General features: G+C 76.0%; 17 protein-coding genes. 8 read left to right on the top strand and 9 right to left on the bottom strand.

Annotated features, from left to right (window positions below):
* The first annotated feature begins 64 nt into the window (after positions 1-64).
* Complete coding sequence (locus ACYVQV_RS18285) at positions 65-1,327, top strand: isochorismate synthase (RefSeq protein WP_461024753.1); 1,263 nt, start codon at positions 65-67, stop codon at positions 1,325-1,327.
* A 16-nt stretch (positions 1,328-1,343) separates the two neighbouring features.
* Here the strand turns inward: ACYVQV_RS18285 and ACYVQV_RS18280 are convergent, their stop codons facing one another.
* The 4 genes from ACYVQV_RS18280 to ACYVQV_RS18265 all read right to left on the bottom strand — a co-directional run bounded on the left by ACYVQV_RS18280 (position 1,344) and on the right by ACYVQV_RS18265 (position 6,120).
* Positions 1,344-1,754: a hypothetical protein gene (locus ACYVQV_RS18280; protein WP_461024752.1), complete on the bottom strand. Its 411-nt coding sequence runs from the start codon at positions 1,752-1,754 to the stop codon at positions 1,344-1,346.
* A gap of 195 nt (positions 1,755-1,949) precedes the next feature.
* A complete protein-coding gene (gene menD / locus ACYVQV_RS18275) occupies positions 1,950-3,767 on the bottom strand; it encodes a 2-succinyl-5-enolpyruvyl-6-hydroxy-3-cyclohexene-1-carboxylic-acid synthase (RefSeq protein WP_461024751.1) in 1,818 nt (605 codons plus the stop codon).
* Positions 3,764-4,798 (bottom strand): o-succinylbenzoate synthase, encoded by a 1,035-nt coding sequence (locus ACYVQV_RS18270; protein WP_461024750.1) that lies wholly within the window; start codon positions 4,796-4,798, stop codon positions 3,764-3,766. The genes menD and ACYVQV_RS18270 overlap by 4 nt, the downstream gene beginning before the upstream one ends.
* Positions 4,795-6,120: a cation:proton antiporter gene (locus ACYVQV_RS18265; protein ID WP_461024749.1), complete on the bottom strand. Its 1,326-nt coding sequence runs from the start codon at positions 6,118-6,120 to the stop codon at positions 4,795-4,797. Before ACYVQV_RS18265 ends, ACYVQV_RS18270 begins: the two co-directional genes overlap by 4 nt.
* A gap of 18 nt (positions 6,121-6,138) precedes the next feature.
* On the opposite strand from ACYVQV_RS18265, the gene ACYVQV_RS18260 reads away from it, so the two are divergent.
* Positions 6,139-7,077: a 1,4-dihydroxy-2-naphthoyl-CoA synthase gene (locus ACYVQV_RS18260; RefSeq protein WP_461024748.1), complete on the top strand. Its 939-nt coding sequence runs from the start codon at positions 6,139-6,141 to the stop codon at positions 7,075-7,077.
* Positions 7,078-7,119: 42 nt separating this feature from the next.
* On the opposite strand, the gene ACYVQV_RS18255 is transcribed toward ACYVQV_RS18260, so the two are convergent.
* Together ACYVQV_RS18255 and ACYVQV_RS18250 are read right to left on the bottom strand one after the other, a co-directional pair.
* Positions 7,120-7,539: a hypothetical protein gene (locus tag ACYVQV_RS18255; protein WP_461024747.1), complete on the bottom strand. Its 420-nt coding sequence runs from the start codon at positions 7,537-7,539 to the stop codon at positions 7,120-7,122.
* Between the two features lie 10 nt (positions 7,540-7,549).
* A complete protein-coding gene (locus tag ACYVQV_RS18250; protein ID WP_461024746.1) occupies positions 7,550-8,023 on the bottom strand; it encodes a hypothetical protein in 474 nt (157 codons plus the stop codon).
* A gap of 181 nt (positions 8,024-8,204) precedes the next feature.
* On the opposite strand from ACYVQV_RS18250, the gene ACYVQV_RS18245 reads away from it, so the two are divergent.
* The 5 genes from ACYVQV_RS18245 (at position 8,205) to ACYVQV_RS18225 (ending at position 12,798) form a co-directional block, all read left to right on the top strand.
* Complete coding sequence (locus ACYVQV_RS18245) at positions 8,205-9,314, top strand: DUF2855 family protein (RefSeq protein WP_461024745.1); 1,110 nt, start codon at positions 8,205-8,207, stop codon at positions 9,312-9,314.
* A gap of 55 nt (positions 9,315-9,369) precedes the next feature.
* A complete protein-coding gene (locus tag ACYVQV_RS18240) occupies positions 9,370-9,825 on the top strand; it encodes a flavodoxin family protein (protein ID WP_461024744.1) in 456 nt (151 codons plus the stop codon).
* A 68-nt stretch (positions 9,826-9,893) separates the two neighbouring features.
* On the top strand, positions 9,894-10,544 hold the full coding sequence (locus tag ACYVQV_RS18235) for a hypothetical protein (protein WP_461024743.1): 651 nt from the start codon (positions 9,894-9,896) through the stop codon (positions 10,542-10,544).
* A gap of 182 nt (positions 10,545-10,726) precedes the next feature.
* Positions 10,727-11,896, top strand: coding sequence for an o-succinylbenzoate--CoA ligase (gene menE / locus ACYVQV_RS18230; RefSeq protein ID WP_461024742.1), 1,170 nt, complete (start codon positions 10,727-10,729; stop codon positions 11,894-11,896).
* Positions 11,897-11,907: 11 nt separating this feature from the next.
* On the top strand, positions 11,908-12,798 hold the full coding sequence (locus tag ACYVQV_RS18225) for a 1,4-dihydroxy-2-naphthoate polyprenyltransferase (RefSeq protein WP_461024741.1): 891 nt from the start codon (positions 11,908-11,910) through the stop codon (positions 12,796-12,798).
* Between the two features lie 72 nt (positions 12,799-12,870).
* Here ACYVQV_RS18225 and ACYVQV_RS18220 read toward each other — a convergent pair whose 3' ends face one another.
* Entirely contained in the window at positions 12,871-13,227 is a 357-nt protein-coding gene (locus ACYVQV_RS18220; RefSeq protein ID WP_461024740.1) for a DUF4229 domain-containing protein, read from the bottom strand.
* Between the two features lie 34 nt (positions 13,228-13,261).
* Positions 13,262-13,723, bottom strand: coding sequence for an Lrp/AsnC family transcriptional regulator (locus tag ACYVQV_RS18215; RefSeq protein ID WP_461024739.1), 462 nt, complete (start codon positions 13,721-13,723; stop codon positions 13,262-13,264).
* 297 nt (positions 13,724-14,020) lie between these two features.
* Here ACYVQV_RS18215 and ACYVQV_RS18210 point away from each other — a divergent pair, with 297 nt between their 5' ends.
* Positions 14,021-14,389: a PLD nuclease N-terminal domain-containing protein gene (locus ACYVQV_RS18210; RefSeq protein ID WP_461024738.1), complete on the top strand. Its 369-nt coding sequence runs from the start codon at positions 14,021-14,023 to the stop codon at positions 14,387-14,389.
* A 27-nt stretch (positions 14,390-14,416) separates the two neighbouring features.
* On the opposite strand, the gene ccsB is transcribed toward ACYVQV_RS18210, so the two are convergent.
* The coding region (ccsB, locus tag ACYVQV_RS18205) for a c-type cytochrome biogenesis protein CcsB (protein WP_461024737.1) at positions 14,417-15,255 on the bottom strand (839 nt) is incomplete at its 5' end.

Below are 15,255 nucleotides of genomic sequence, written 5' to 3'. Positions count from 1 at the left end.
CGGCCGGCGTCCGCGCGGGGTGGGCGGCGGCCCGGCCAACCGGCCGCAACTACCCTGGCCCCCGATGTCCACCGCCCCCGCCGTCGCGCCGCTGGTCGCGCGCACGGTCGCCGTCGCCGACCCCGGCCCGCTGCTCGCGCTGCTGCCCGAGCACGGTGCCCTGTCCTGGGTGCGGCGCGGGGAGGGCCTGGTCGCCTGGGGCGAGTGCGCCCGGGTCCGGGTCGGCGGTCCCGGCCGGTTCGCCGACGCCGACGCCGCCTGGGCGGCGCTGTCCGCGGGCGCCGTCGTGCGCGACGAGGTCGACCTGCCCGGCACGGGGCCGGTGGCGTTCGCCTCGTTCGCCTTCGCCGACGACTCCGCCGACGGCGGCGTGCTCGTCGTCCCCGAGGTCGTGGTCGGGCACCGCGGCGGCCGCTGGTGGGTCACCACCGTGGGGGTCGACGGGTCGCTGCCCTCCCCCTCGTGGCCGGCGCGGCGCGGCCCGGCCCGCGCCCCGGGCCAGGTGACGTACGCCGACGGCGCGCGCCCCGGCCCGGTGTGGACGGGGCTGGTCGAGCAGGTCCTGGACCGGATCGGCGCCGGCGCCGTGGACAAGGTGGTGCTCGCCAGGGACCTGGTGGCCAGCACCGCGCAGCCGGTCGACCCGCGGTGGCTGCTGGGGCGGCTCGCCGAGCGCTACCCCTCCTGCTGGACGTTCGCCGTCGACGGGCTCGTGGGCGCCACCCCGGAGCTGCTGCTGCGCCGCGAGCGCGGTCTGGTCACGTCCCGCGTGCTGGCCGGCACCATCCGGCGCACCGGGGACGACGAGCGGGACCTCGCGCTCGCGGCGTCCCTGGCCCGGTCGAGCAAGGACCTCGAGGAGCACGAGTACGCCGTCCGGTCCGTCGCCGACGCGCTCGCACCGCACTGGACGAGCGCGAACGTGCCCGAGTCGCCGTTCGTGCTGCACCTGCCGAACGTCATGCACCTCGCCACCGACGTCACCGGGGTGCTGCGCGACGAGCACCCCGCCGTGTCGGCGATCGGGTTGGCCGCGTCGCTGCACCCGACCGCGGCGGTCTGCGGGACGCCGACGCGGGCGGCCGCCGAGGTGATCGGCGACCTCGAGGGGATGGACCGGGGGCGGTACGCCGGCCCGGTGGGCTGGGTGGACTCGCGCGGGGACGGCGAGTTCGGCATCGCGCTGCGCTGCGCGCAGGTCGACCCGGCCGACGCCCGGCGGCTGCGGCTCTTCGCCGGCTGCGGCATCGTCGCCGGGTCCGACCCGGCCGCCGAGCTGGCCGAGAGCGACGCCAAGCTCGTGCCGGTACGCGACGCGCTGGGCTGAGGCGTCCGGCCGGAGCTCACCAGGTCCATCCGCGCGCGGACAGGGCGAGCTCCTCCTCCCAGCGCCTGTCGTCACCGCGGGGACGGTCCGGGTCGAGCGGGACGCCGGCGAGCGCGCAGGCCTCGTCGAGCAGGTCGTCGTAGGCCGCACGGGCGGCGACGAGGCGGTGCGCCTTGGCGTACACGTCGTCGTCCGCCTCGAGCATCCGGATGTGCTCGGCGAGGATCCCGAGCCGCGTCTGCAGCCGCAGCGCCGCGAACGGGTCCGGGGGGCGGGGGTGGCGACGGGCCCAGCGGCGGCGCCACGCGTCGCGGGCACGGGTGGTGGCCCGGGCCAGGGGGCCGGGCCGACCCGACGGTGAGGGCAGCAGGCCGCGCAGGGCCGCCACGCAGAGCACGACGGCCACGAGGGTCACGGCCCACGCCACGAGACCTCCCGACGCTCGACGGGTCGGGCCGGCGCACCGGTCCGTTCCCAGGCTAGGTCGGTCGGCCCGCGCCCGCCCCGCGAGGTGGACGGACACGCCGTCCGACCGTCGCGCCCGACGGCGTGTCCGTCCGACTGGCGGGGGGCGGGGGCGGTTCCAGGGGCGGGGGCGGGGGCCGGTGACAGGGGCGGGGCGTCAGCGGGTGACGTCGTCCGCGACGGCGTGGACGGCGGTGCGCAGCCGGGCGTGCAGGTCCCGCAGGCCGCGGCGGTCCGCGACCACCTCGAGCACCGACAGGCCGTCCGGCACGACCGCCAGCCCCCGGCGCAGGTCGTCCAGGTCGCCGGCGCGGCGGTGGGGGACGCCCAGGCCGCGGCACAGCGCGGCGAGGTCGGCGCCGTGCGGGGTGCCGAAGACGCGCTCGAAGGACGCCGCGCGGGAGGGCTCGCCGTGCTCCAGCAGGCCGAAGATGCCGCCGCCGTCGTCGTTGACCACCACCACCTGCAGCCGCAGCCGGTCCCGTTCGACGGCGGGCACCGCCAGACCCCCGAGGTCGTGCAGGAGGGCCAGGTCCCCGACGAGCAGGCGGGTCGGCGTCCCCGAGGCCCGGGCGACGCCGACGGCGGTCGCGACCGTCCCGTCGATGCCGGCCAGCCCCCGGTTCGCCACGACGCGCAGGTGCGGCCCGTCGAGGGTGGCCGACTCGCCGACGGCGAACCAGTCCGCGGCGAAGGGGTGGGCGGCGAGGTCGAGGTCCCGGACGGCGTTGGACGCGGCGACGACGAGCCGCTCACCGGTGTCGCCGGCGCGGGTGGGGGCGGCCAGCGCGGCAGCGGCCTCACGGGCGACGAGCGGGCCGGTGAGCCGGCCGTCCGCGGCCTCGGCGTCGAGCACGGCGTCCACCGCGTGGCGGCCACGCACCCCCGCCTCGAGCCAGCGCGCCGACCACCCGTCGGGCGTGCGGCGGTGGAAGCCCTTCGCGGCCCCCAGCACGTGCTCCGGGTACGGCGGGACGGCGACCCGGGTCACCGGCCGCGGCGGGCCCGGCCGACCGTCCGGGGCGACCAGGACGACCTCGACGTCCGGGCGGTCCAGCAGACGCGTCACCGGACGCGACAGGGTCGGTCGCCCGAACGCGACGACCCGCTCGACCTCGCCGCCGAACGCGGGGTGCTCGAGCAGCAGCCGGTACGGGCCGACGGCGTTGGGACCGGACCGGGCGGAGGACGACGGCTCGGCGAGCAGCGGCCACCCGCCGGCCTCGGCGAGCCAGCGCGCCGGCCACCCGGCGCCGTCCCCGGCGACGACGACCGTCCGGGGACCGTCCGGCAGCGCGAGCGGTGCGGCGGTGGGCCGCGAGCGGCGCAGCGCCGCGGCCACGGCGTCCTGCAGGTCCGCGGTGCCCCCCGCCGCGGTGTCCCCCGTCGCCGTGGCCCCGGTCGCCGGGACGGCGGGGACGAGCGGGTCGTCGAACGCGAGGTCGAGGTGCACCGGGCCCGCGGACCCGGCGGGCCGCCCGAGCGCGGTGGCGACGGCCTGCACCGCGACCGTCGACCACGCCGCGGCGTCGCGGGCGTCCGTGGCGGCGGGCACGTCGCGCGCGAGCCGGACGGCACGACCGAACAGGCCGGCCTGCAGGTCGGTGGTCTGGTTCGCCCACGTCCCGCGCAGCCGGTGCGGTCGGTCGGCGGTCAGCACGAGCAGCGGCACCTCGCGGTGGTGGGCCTCCAGGACGGCTGGGTGCAGGTTCGCGACGGCCGTCCCGGACGTCGTCACGACCGCGGCCGGCGGCCCACCGACCGAGCCGAGCCCGAGCGCGAGGAAGGCCGCGGACCGCTCGTCGTGGCGCACGTGCAGCTCCACGGCCCCCGCCCGCTCGGCGTCGTGCAGCGCGTAGGCGAGGGGTGCCGACCGCGACCCGGGGCACAGGACGACGTGCCGGAGGCCGGCGGCGACCAACCCGGTGACGAGCGCGCGGGCCGCGGCCGTGGAGGGGTTCGGACCGTCGCTCACGCCGGCGATCCTGCCCGCCGGGTCAGGACGGCGTGGCAGCGGGTGACCCGCTCGGCCCACCAGCGGCGGCGGTCGTCGGGTGCGGCGGTCGCGGCCAGACGGTCGCCGTCGGGGATGGCGTCGGTGACGGGCAGGACGCCGTCGCGGGCCAGGGGCGGGTCGGGCGTGACGTCGTCCGCGAGCAGACCCGCGGTGCCCAGCCCGCAGGCGTACGGGAGCTCGGGCAGGGCGGCTGCGGTCGCGACGCCGGCGGCGATGCCGACGGCGGAGTCCAGCGCGCTGGACAGGACGACCGGGAGGTCGTGCTCGTCGGCGAGGAACCGGGCCACGGCCAGGGCCCGCCGCGGTCCACCGAGAGGGGCGACCTTGACGACGGCGACGTCGGCGGCGCCGCTGGCGGCGACGGCGAACGGGTCGTCCGCCTTGCGGATCCCCTCGTCCACGGCGACGGGCACGTGGACGCCGGCGCGCGCCAGCGCCGTCCGCAGCGACGCCAGCTCGGGCAGCGTCGCGCACGGCTGCTCGGCGTACTCCAGGCCGTGGCGGGACAGGGCGGTCAGCGCGCGCAGGGCCTGGTCGACGTCCCAGCCGCCGTTGGCGTCGACCCGCACCCGCCCGGTGCGGCCGAGCACCGCACGCACCTGCGCGACCCGGGCGACGTCGTCCGCGAGGCCCTGCCCCGCCTCGGCGACCTTGACCTTGGCGGTCGTGCACCCCGGGAAGCGCGCGAGCACGCCGGCGACGCGGTCGGGGGGCACGGCCGGGACCGTCGCGTTGACCGGGACGGCGTCGCGCACGGGCGCGGGCAGGCCGTGCCAGGCGCACTCCAGGGCCGAGGCCAGCCACCAGGCCGCCTCGTCGTCGCCGTACTCGGGGAACGGGGAGAACTCCCCCCACCCGGCCGGGCCGCGGACGAGCGCGACCTCGCGGACGTCGACACCGCGGAACCGCACGCGCATCGGCAGCGCCTGGACGTGCAGTCCCGCCAGGACGTCGGCCAGCGGTGGCGGCGTCCACCCGGTCACGCTCACGGTCGCGCCGCCCCGGTACCGGGCACCGGCCGCCGCACCCTCTCCAACCACCCCATCACCGGCGTGGCCGTGACCCCGTGCACGACGACGGACAGCACGACCGCGAACACGACCGTGGACCAGATCAGGCCCTCGTCGCCGAAGTCCGCGTGGCCCGTGCCGTACGCCAGGTAGTAGACCGAGCCGATGCCGCGGACGCCGAAGAAGGCGGTCGCCACCCGCTCCCGCGGGCCGAGCCGCCCGTCGCCGGTGTAGTCGTCGGCGGCGCCCCGTCCCAGCGACAGCCAGGCGGTGAGCGGGCGCACCACGAAGACCAGCAGGACGCCGAGGAGGGCGCCCTGCCAGGTCAGGCGGGCGAGCAGGCCGTCGGTCAGGGCGACGCCGAGCAGGAGCAGCACCAGCAGCGTGAGCAGCCGCTCGAGGCGCTGGACCATCTGGTGCATGAGCGCGTGGTACTCGTGGCTGCGCTCGGCGGCGCGGATCGCCAGCGCGGCGACGAACACGGCGATGAAGCCGTACCCGCCGAGGACCTCCGTGACGCCGTACGTCAGCACGGTGGCCGCCACCGCGAACAGCGGCTCCCCGGTCTCGGCGACGCGCAGCGCCCGGTGCGGCGCGCGGAACGCGACGGCCGCGAGGAGACGGCCCGCGAGCGCACCCAGGACGACGCCGAGCACGACCTTGCCGGCGAGCTCCCACGCCACCCAGCCGGGCCCCCACTCCAGGACGCCGGCGGTCGTCAGGAACATCGCCGCGTAGACGAACGGGAACGCCAGCCCGTCGTTGAGCCCCGCCTCGGAGGTGAGGGCGAAGCGCACCTCGTCCTCCTCGTCGACCTCGTCCGCGTCGAGCTCCTCGCGCTCGCTGGGTCCCTCCACCTGCACGTCGGCGGCGAGCACGGGGTCCGTGGGCGCGAGGCACGCCCCGACGAGCAGCGCGGCGGCGGGGGCCAGGCCGACGGCCCACCACCCGAGGAAGGCGACGGCGCCGATCATCAGCGGCATCCCGATGCCGAGGAGGCGCCACGTCGCCGACCACCGTCGCCACGACGTCCACGACCGGACGTCGAGCGGGCGGTCGATGGCCAGGCCGACGCCCATCAGCGCGACGATCACGCAGAACTCGGTGAGGTGCTCGGCGAGAGTCAGGTGGTCCAGCGGCGAGACGAGCACGCCGCCGGGCACGGGGATGGTGCCGATGAGCGCGCCGACAGCGACGAGGACGACGGGCGCGGACAGGGCGGCGCGGTGCAGCAGCACGGGCAGGACCACGGCCAGGAGGAGCGCGACCCCGCCGACGAGGTACGCGAGGTCTGCGGACACCCCCCTATCCTCGCGGACGTGATCAGCGCGCGCGTGTCCGAGACGTTCGACCCCACCGCCTGGGAGGTCGTGGCCGGTTTCGAGGACCTGACCGACCTGACGTACCACCGGTGCACCCGCGAGGGCCCGCAGCGAGGGACCGTGCGGGTGGCGTTCGACCGGCCGGAGGTGCGCAACGCCTTCAGGCCGCACACCGTGGACGAGCTGTTCCGGGTCCTCGACCACGCCCGCCGCACCCCCGACGTGGGCTGCGTGCTGCTCACCGGCAACGGCCCGTCCCCCAAGGACGGCGGCTGGGCGTTCTGCTCCGGCGGCGACCAGCGCATCCGCGGCCGGTCCGGGTACCAGTACGCGCACGGCGACACCGCCGACACGGTGGACGACGTCCGCACCCGCGCCGAGGGCGGGCGGCTGCACGTCCTGGAGGTGCAGCGGCTGATCCGGACCATGCCGAAGGTCGTCGTCGCGGTGGTCAACGGCTGGGCGGCCGGCGGCGGGCACAGCCTGCACGTGGTGTGCGACCTGACGATCGCCTCCCGCGAGCACGCCCAGTTCAAGCAGACCGACGCCGACGTCGGTTCCTTCGACGGGGGGTACGGGTCGGCGTACCTGGCGAGGATGGTCGGCCAGAAGCGGGCCCGGGAGATCTTCTTCCTCGGCCGGGCGTACTCGGCCGAGGAGATGCAGCAGATGGGCGCGGTGAACCTCGTGGCCGACCACGCCGACCTCGAGGAGGTGGCGCTCGGCGTGGCCGGCGAGGTCAACGGCAAGTCCCCCACCGCGCAGCGGATGCTGAAGTTCGCCTTCAACCTCGTGGACGACGGCCTCATGGGCCAGCAGGTCTTCGCCGGCGAGGCGACCCGGCTGGCGTACATGACGGACGAGGCGGTCGAGGGCCGGGACTCGTTCCTGGAGAAGCGGGACCCTGACTGGTCGCCGTACCCCTGGTACTACTGACCGACTGCTGGACCCCGCCTGCTGGACGGCGCGCGCCGACGCTCAGGTGCCCGGCCGGCTCGCCGTCCAGTACCCGCCGTCCCCGGACGCCGGGGGGACCCGCCGACGCGGGGGCCCTCGCCGGTCCTCGATCGAGATCCGGCCGTCCGCGGACCGCTCGAGCCGGACCTCGAGCAGGGAGCGCGACAGGTCCGACTCGACGATCTCCTCAACCCACACCGCGACGCGCCTGGTGAGGACGCCGTCCCGCGCGTCCGGCGTCGCGTGCGCGAGGTCCGGGACGTCGTGCTCGTCGAGCTGCGCGTAGAGCTCCGCGAGGCGGTCGGGTGGCAGCGTGAGGCGCACCGTCCGCTCGTCCTCGTGCAGCTCGAGCGTGCCCGCCGCGGGGTCCACGCCGGACACCCGGTGGTGCCGGCCGAGGATCGCGACGAGGCCGTCGAAGAGCGCCTGCGCCTCGGTCATGCGGGCCCGGTCACCGTCGGCAGATCGCGCTGCTGGGGTAGACGGTGATGACCCGGCCGTCGTTGGCGCTGTAGATCATCTTGAAGCGCTGCTGCCACACCAGCCGACCGTTGCTGTCGTGCAGGTACAGCAGCCGGTCACGGCACCCGTCGCCCTGCTCCACGATGACGTGGTCGGGGTCCTGGACGTTGTAGTAGATGGCCCAGTGCACCAGGTCGCTCCAGTTGAGACCGCCGGCACGGGCCAGGCCCTGGAACTCGGTGTAGTGCCTGGCCTTGATGTGCCGGTAGCCCCAGCTCGCGTTGCCGCACTTGAGCTCGATGCTGCCGAAGTCGTACACCATCCGGGTCTCGGCGGTCGACACGCCGCACGCCCCCCAGTTGGGACGGGTCCCCAGCCGCACCGCCTCGGCGGGGGTCGCCATGACCAGGCCGAAGCCGACGGAGACCAGGAGCGCGAGCAGGCCGTGACGCAACCGCTTCATGTCGACACCCTCTGCCGAGCGGATCCGACCGGGCCCCTGCGACGCAGTCGGTCAAGTGAGGCGTGACAGTAGTGGCGTCGACTTGTGGACGTCAACGGGTCCGGGGGCGCCGTCGGCGCCACCGGTTGAGGCGCGTCACATACCGCCCGCCGCCGGCGGTATGCGACCTACCGTCCGGCCCATGAGCAGCCCGCAGACGGACACCACCTGGACGCTCGCCGTCGCCCGCGACGACCTGGCCCGCACCACGGTCGTGGAGCACCCGCGGCCCGAGCCGGCGGACGGCGAGGCGCTGCTGCGCGTCGACCGGGTCGGGGTCACCGCGAACAACGTCACCTACGCCGTCCTCGGCGACGCCTTCCGCTACTGGGAGTTCTTCCCGCCGCAGCCGCGCGGACTCGACGCGACCTGGGGCCTCGGACCGCTGTGGGGCTTCAGCGAGGTCGTGGCCTCACGGGCGGACGGCGTCGAGGTGGGCCAGCGGCACTACGGCTACCTGCCACCCGCCGGGCACCTGCTGGTGCGCCCCGGCAGGGTGGACGCCCGGGGGTTCCGGGACGCCGCGCCGCACCGCGCCGCGCTGCCCTCGCCGTACAACGCGTACGCGCTGACCACCGGCGACCCGGCGTACGACGCCGACCAGGAGGACCTGCTGATCCTGTTCCGGCCGTTGTTCACCACCTCGTTCATGCTGGCCGACCACCTGGCCGACAACGACCACTTCGGTGCCCGCCGCCTGCTCGTCTCGTCGGCGTCGAGCAAGACGGCGTACGCGGCCGCGCTGGAGCTGCAGGGACAGCGGGACGGACAGCGGGACGGCGCCGGCCCGCGGGTCGTCGGGCTCACCTCCCCCGGCAACCTCCCCTTCACCCGCGACCTGGGCTGCTACGACGAGGTCCTCGCCTACGACGACGTGGCCGGCCTGGACCCGGCGGTGCCGACCGTCTACCTGGACCTGTCCGGGAGCCCGACCACGCGTACCGCCGTCCGCGAGCACCTCGGGACCTCCCTGGTCCGGGACGTCGCCGTGGGCCTGACCGGCCAGGTCCCCAACGCGGGCGCCGCCGGGGCGGTCTTCTTCGCCCCCGACCAGCTGCGCAAGCGCGTCGGCGACTGGGGCCGGGACCGCCTCGACGCCACGGTCGCCGAGGCCTGGCAGCGGTTCGTCGGCCGCGCGCGCTCCTGGGTGGACGTGCAGGTCGGCCACGGACCGCAGGGCCTTCGCGACGCGTGGCTCGACGTCCTCGGTGGCACGGCGTCCCCGCGCACGGGCCACGTCGTCGCGCTCTAGCCTGCAGGGGCCCGGTCTCCTCCGGGCCACCGCCGCAGACCGCAGGGGAGCGTCCGTGCCGAGCGTCCTCGTCGTCCACCACACGCCGTCACCCGCGATGCAGTCGATGCTCGAGGCGGTGCTGGACGGCACCCGCTCCGAGGGCCTGGAGGACGTGGCCGTCGTCGTCCGGCCCGCGCTGGCGGCGACCGCGTCGGACCTGCTGGCCGCGGACGGGTTCGTGCTCGGCACCCCGGTCAACATCGGGTACGTCTCCGGGGCGCTCAAGCACTTCCTCGACCAGGTGTACTACCCGTGCCTGACGGCCAAGGTCGGTGCGCCGTACGCCGCCTACCTGCACGGCAACGACGACGTGACGGGTGCGCTGCGCGCCCTGGAGTCCATCGCCCGCGGGATGGGGTGGGAGCGGGTCGCCGCACCCGTCACCGTGACCGGCGGGCTGGACCGCACCGACCGCGAGGCGTGCGCCGAGCTGGGCGCCACGGTCAGCGCCGTCGCCGCCGGGCTGTAGGAAGCCGCGCACCCCCACTGGGGGTCGGGTCATGACTCACTGTCATACCCGACTTCTACGGTGCCTCCATGTTCACCGACCTCGTCACCTGGTTCCGCCCGTATGGACTCGCAGTCGTCTACGTGAGCAGCGCGTCGATCTGCGGACTGCTCGCGCTGGTGAGCGGGTCCGCCGACGCACCCTGGGCGGCCAACCCCACGCCGCTGGGCGTCTTGAGCTGGTGCTGGTCGTGGGTGACCGGCGCGCAGCCCGCGTGGGTCGACGCAGGCGCGGGGTGGTTCTCGGCTCGTGAGGACGCGTTGGTTCCCGCCTGCGCGCTTCTCACCATCGCGGCCGTGGCCCTGCTACCGCGCGCCCGGGGCGCCTATACGAATGCCCACGGCGCCTCGACCGCCGTCCTGGCCGGAGCCGTAGCCGTGCAGGCAGGCGCCGGCCTGGCTGTCGTCGGGGCGTGGCTGGGCCTCGGTGCTCTCGCCGCTGGGCTGTTGGCGGGAGGGTCTCTTCGCGACCGCCTCGGGGACGCGCTGACCTCGCTCGTCGAGGTGGTGATGGTTCCGAGCATGGTGCCAGTCGTCGTCGGTACATGGTTGCTGGGCGGTTCGCGACGCCGTCCCGCCACCACCTGCACAGGCGGCCAGGATGCTCCCGCACCGGTCACCCTGCCGACAGGCGCCGTTGCGCGGCCTTCGCCTGCGCGCCCGCGCCCCGGCCTGAGGTGATGCTCGGTGTTCCGACGCCCCACCCCTGACCCGACACCCGTGAGCCCGCGGACGTCGGCCTCGATGCGAGCGAAGGAGAGACCGGCAGGGGCTCGGGCTGCTGCGGCGGACCTAGGCCCTGGACGGCCGCCTTGCCCGCATGGGTAGTCGGCCCGCAGAGCGGCCTGATTACGCTCCGGGGAGTGCCCCGTCCGCTACGAACCCACGTCGCCCGCTGGGAGTGGCGCCTGCCCCGCCTCCTCGCCGCGGCCCTCGACGGCACCGGACCGGCGCTGCTGCCCGTTCCCGACGGTGAGCCCGGTGACACGCTGCGCGCCGCGGCGCGCCTCGACGACCCCGTGGACGACGACGTCGTGCTGCTGCTGCCGACGTCCGGCTCCACCGGGACCCCCAAGGTCGTCGAGCTGACGGCCGCGGCCCTGCTCGCGTCGGCCGAGGCCACGGCGCAGCGGGTCGGCGGCCACGGCCAGTGGCTGCTGGCGCTTCCCCTGACGCACGTCGCGGGCTGGCAGGTCCTCGTGCGCGGGGTGCTCGCCGGCACGGAGCCCCTCGTCCTGGACCCCCGGGCGCCGTTCGCGGCCGCCGACCTGGCTGCCGCGACCACGCGGATGCGCGACGACGTCCCGCGGCTCACCTCGCTCGTCCCCACCCAGCTGTCCAGGGTCCTCGCCGACGACGCGGCCACGCAGGCCCTCGCCTCCTTCGCCGCCGTCCTCGTCGGCGGCGCGGCCACCCCAGCGACGCTGCTGGACCGCGCCCGGGCGCGCGGGGTCCGCGTGGTCACCACGTACGGGATGACCGAGACCAGCGGCGGGTGCGTGTACGACGGCGTCCCGCTGGACGGCGTGCTGGTACGCACCGCGGACGACCGCGTCCTGCTCGGCGGTCCGGTGCTGGCCCGGGGCTACCGGGACCCGGCCGCGACGCGGGAGGCGTTCACGACCGACGGGCAGGGCGCCCGGTGGTTCCGCACGAGCGACCGCGGCGCGCTGGACGGCGGCCGGTTGCGCGTGCTCGGCCGGCTCGACGACGTCCTCGTCAGCGGCGGCGCGAACGTGCACCCCGCCGCCGTGGAGGCCGTCGTGTCCGGGCTGGACGGCGTCGAGGCGGTCGTCGTCGTGGGGGTGCCGGACCCGACGTGGGGACAGGCGGTGGTGGCGCTCGTGCAGGGCGGGAGGCAGCCCTCCCCCGACGCCGTGCGCCGCGCCGTGACGCAGGCGCTGGGCCGCGAGCACGCGCCCCGCCACGTCCTGGCGGTCGAGCGGGTCCCGCTGCTGGGGATCGGCAAGCCCGACCGCCGTGCCGCCGCACGCGTCGCGGCCGCCCACCTCGGCGCACCCCCGCTGCCGTAGCCTCGGCGTCCGTGACGCACGCGACCGCGACCCCCGCCCAGTGGGTGGCCGGGGCCAGGCCCCGCACCCTCCCCGCGGCGGTGGCCCCCGTGGCGGCCGGCACCGGGGCGGCCTTCGCCCTGGACGCCGGCTCCTGGCCGCGGGCCCTGCTCGCACTGGTCGTCGCCCTCGCCCTGCAGGTCGCGGTCAACTACGCCAACGACTACTCCGACGGCGTCCGCGGCACCGACGCCGACCGCGTCGGCCCGCTGCGGCTGGTGGGCTCCGGGCTGGCGTCGCCGGCCGCGGTGCGCGGCGCTGCCGTGCTCGCGTTCGCGGTGGCGGCGCTCGCCGGGCTCGCGCTCGTGGCCCTCAGCGGCCGGTGGTGGCTCCTCGGCGTCGGGGCCGCGTGCGTGGTCGCCGCCTGGTACTACACGGGCGGCCGCTCCCCGTACGGCTACCGCGGCCTCGGCGAGGTGTTCGTGTTCGTGTTCTTCGGGCTGGTCGCGGTGCTGGGCACGACCTACACCCAGGCCGGGACCGTGTCGTGGGCGGCACTGGCCGCGGCGTGCGGCGTCGGGGCGCTGGTCTGCGACGTGCTCGTGGCGAACAACCTGCGGGACGTGCCGACGGACGCGGTGGCGGGCAAGCGGACCCTGGCCGTCCGGCTCGGCGAGCCACGCACCCGGGTGCTGTTCGCGGCCCTGGTCGGCGCGGGCCTGCTGTCCGCCCCGCTCGCCGCGCTCGCGGCGGGGTCCTGGTGGCCGCTGCTGGGCCTCGTGGCCGCACCGCTGGCGCTCGGGCCGGCGCGGGCGGTGCTCGGCGGGGCCACCGGGCGGGACCTGGTGCCGGTGCTGGGTGCCACCGGCAAGGTCGTCCTCGCGCACGGCCTGCTGCTGGGACTCGGCCTCGGGCTGTCCTGACCCGCGGCCCTGACCCGCGGCCCTGACCCGCGGCCCTGAGCCGCGGCGTCCGACCGGCAGCGCCGTCGGCGCTCAGTCCTCCCGCTCGCGGGTCGTGCCGCCTGCCGCCCCGCCGTCACCCGCCCCGCCATCACCCGTACCGCCGTCACCCGCGCCGCCGTCACCCGCGCCGCCGTCGACGGCCGCGTCCTCGACGTCCTCGTCGGTGGTCCGCACCTGGCGCGACGTGGTGCGCCGCTGCGCCCGCTCGGTCAGCGACACGGCGAGCCGCTCCCGGGGTCCGCGCAGCAGCACGTACGACAGGGCCATCGACACGAAGGCGGCGAGCAGCAGCAGCAACCAGTCGCGGGCGCCCAGACCCCAGAGGACGACGAGCGCGAGCACGAACAGACCGAGGCGCAGCGCGGTGAAGGTCAGCAGCGGGGACACGCCCCCCAGCGTAGGTGGCGGCCGTGCGCCCGCCTCAGTCGGTGACGCCGGGGTCCCACGGCACGGGACGGTTCTCCCACCGGGTGCTGAGCACGACGGTCGTGCGGGTGCGGGAGACGCCGCGCAGCCGGCGGATCTTGCCCACCACGCTCTCCAGCGCGGCGACGTCCGTGGCCCGCACGGTGACGAGGAACTCCTCGTCGCCGGCGACGTACCAGCAGTCCTCGATCTCGGGGACGTCGCGCAGCCGGCGGGCGACGTCGTCGGTCTCCGCGCCGTCGCTGCAGTAGACCCCCACGACGGCGCTCACGCCCAGGCCGAGCGCTGCGGGGTCGACCGCGGCGTGGTACCCGGTGACGACCCGGGACTCCTCCAGCCGCCGCACCCGCTCCTGCACCGCCGGTCCGGACAGGCCCACCTGGCGCCCGAGCTCGGCCCAGGGGACGCGCCCCTGCGCGCGCAGGATGCTGACGATCTGACGGTCGGTGGGGTCCACGTCGACCAGTCTGCCCCACCTCGATGTGAGTTGGGCCATAACGTCAAGTTTCGGCGCGGGACGACGAAAGATTCAACGGCAGAATGCCGTTAGTACCAATGAATCGACTGTCGACACCCGAGAGGAGCAGACCTACCGTGAACGCGATCGAGATCGCGCAGACCCGCAGCGCCGAGTACCAGCGCGAGGCGTCCACCTCGGACGCGCACCGCGCCGTCCTGAGCCTGCTGCGCGCCCGCTGAGGCAACCGACCACCGCACCCTCGTCGGCGGACGACCGGCGACCTAGAGTGGAACCGTGCGCTTCCTGCCCGTGCTCCTGCTCGTGGCCGTGACGGTGTACGCGGCGATCGACTGCCTGCGCACGCCGGACGCGGAGATCAAGCACGTGCCGAAGGCCGTGTGGCTGCTGGCGATCCTCGTGGTGTGGCTGGTGGGACCGGTCCTGTGGCTCCTCACCGGCCGCAGCCGCGGACCGCAGGGGCCGGTGGCGCGTCCGCGACCCGTCGCGCCGGACGACGACCCCGAGTTCCTCCGGCAGCTCAACCGCCAGCGCGCGCTGCAGGAGCGGGAGGCCGAGCTGCGCCGCCGCGAGGAGGAGCTGCGGCGCCGCGAGGGTGACGCCGGCGCCGAGCGGCGCAGCGAGCAGGACGGCGACACCGTCTGAGCGACCGGCTCGGCCGGCGAGGGGCGGTCAGCCCACGCCGGCGTAGGAGTGCTTGCCGTCGAAGAAGATGTTGACGACGCCGTAGTTGACCAGGACGCACACGAACCCGGCGATGGCCAGGTACGCGGCCTTGCGCCCGTCCCACCCGCGGGTCACCTTCGCGTGCAGGTAGGCGGCGTAGACGGTCCAGATGACGAAGGACCAGACCTCCTTGGGGTCCCAGCCCCAGTAGCGGCCCCAGGCCTTCTCCGCCCAGATGGCTCCGGCGACGACGGTGAACGTCCACAGCGGGAAGGACACCGCGATGAGCCGGTAGGCCAGCCGCTCGAGCACCGCCGACCCGGGCAGGCCGTCCATGAACCGGCCGCGGGCCGGCTCGCGGCCGGCGAGGCGGGCCTGCTCACGGCGGTCCTGGACGAGCTGGAGGACGTTCACCGAGAAGGCGATGGTGAACAGGGCGCTGGAGATGAACGCCACCGCGACGTGGATGACCAGCCAGTAGCTCTGCAGGGCGGGGACGAGCTGGGCGGACTCGGTGTACATCACCGCGATGGCCAGGCCCAGGTTGAGCAGCACCGGGCCGACGACGAACGTGCCCAGCCAGCGCAGGTCGCGGCGCAGCAGCCAGACGAGGAAGACGCCGGTGACGACGAGGGACCCCGACAGGGAGAACTCGTACATGTTGCTCCACGGCACCCGCTGCGCGGACGCGCCCCGTGCCACCGTGGCGAGCAGGTGCAGCGCGAACGCCAGCCACGTCAGGGAGACCGCGACGCCCGCGGCCCTGCGGGCGGCGGGCGCGCCGTCGGCCGCCGGGCCGTGCGTGCCACCCGCGCCGCCACCGGTGGGGCGCGTGCCGACCGGGC

This window comes from Thalassiella azotivora (assembly GCF_054781695.1).
The sequence above is the reverse complement of the archived record's forward strand: the minus strand, read 5'-3'. Positions and strand labels throughout refer to the sequence as shown.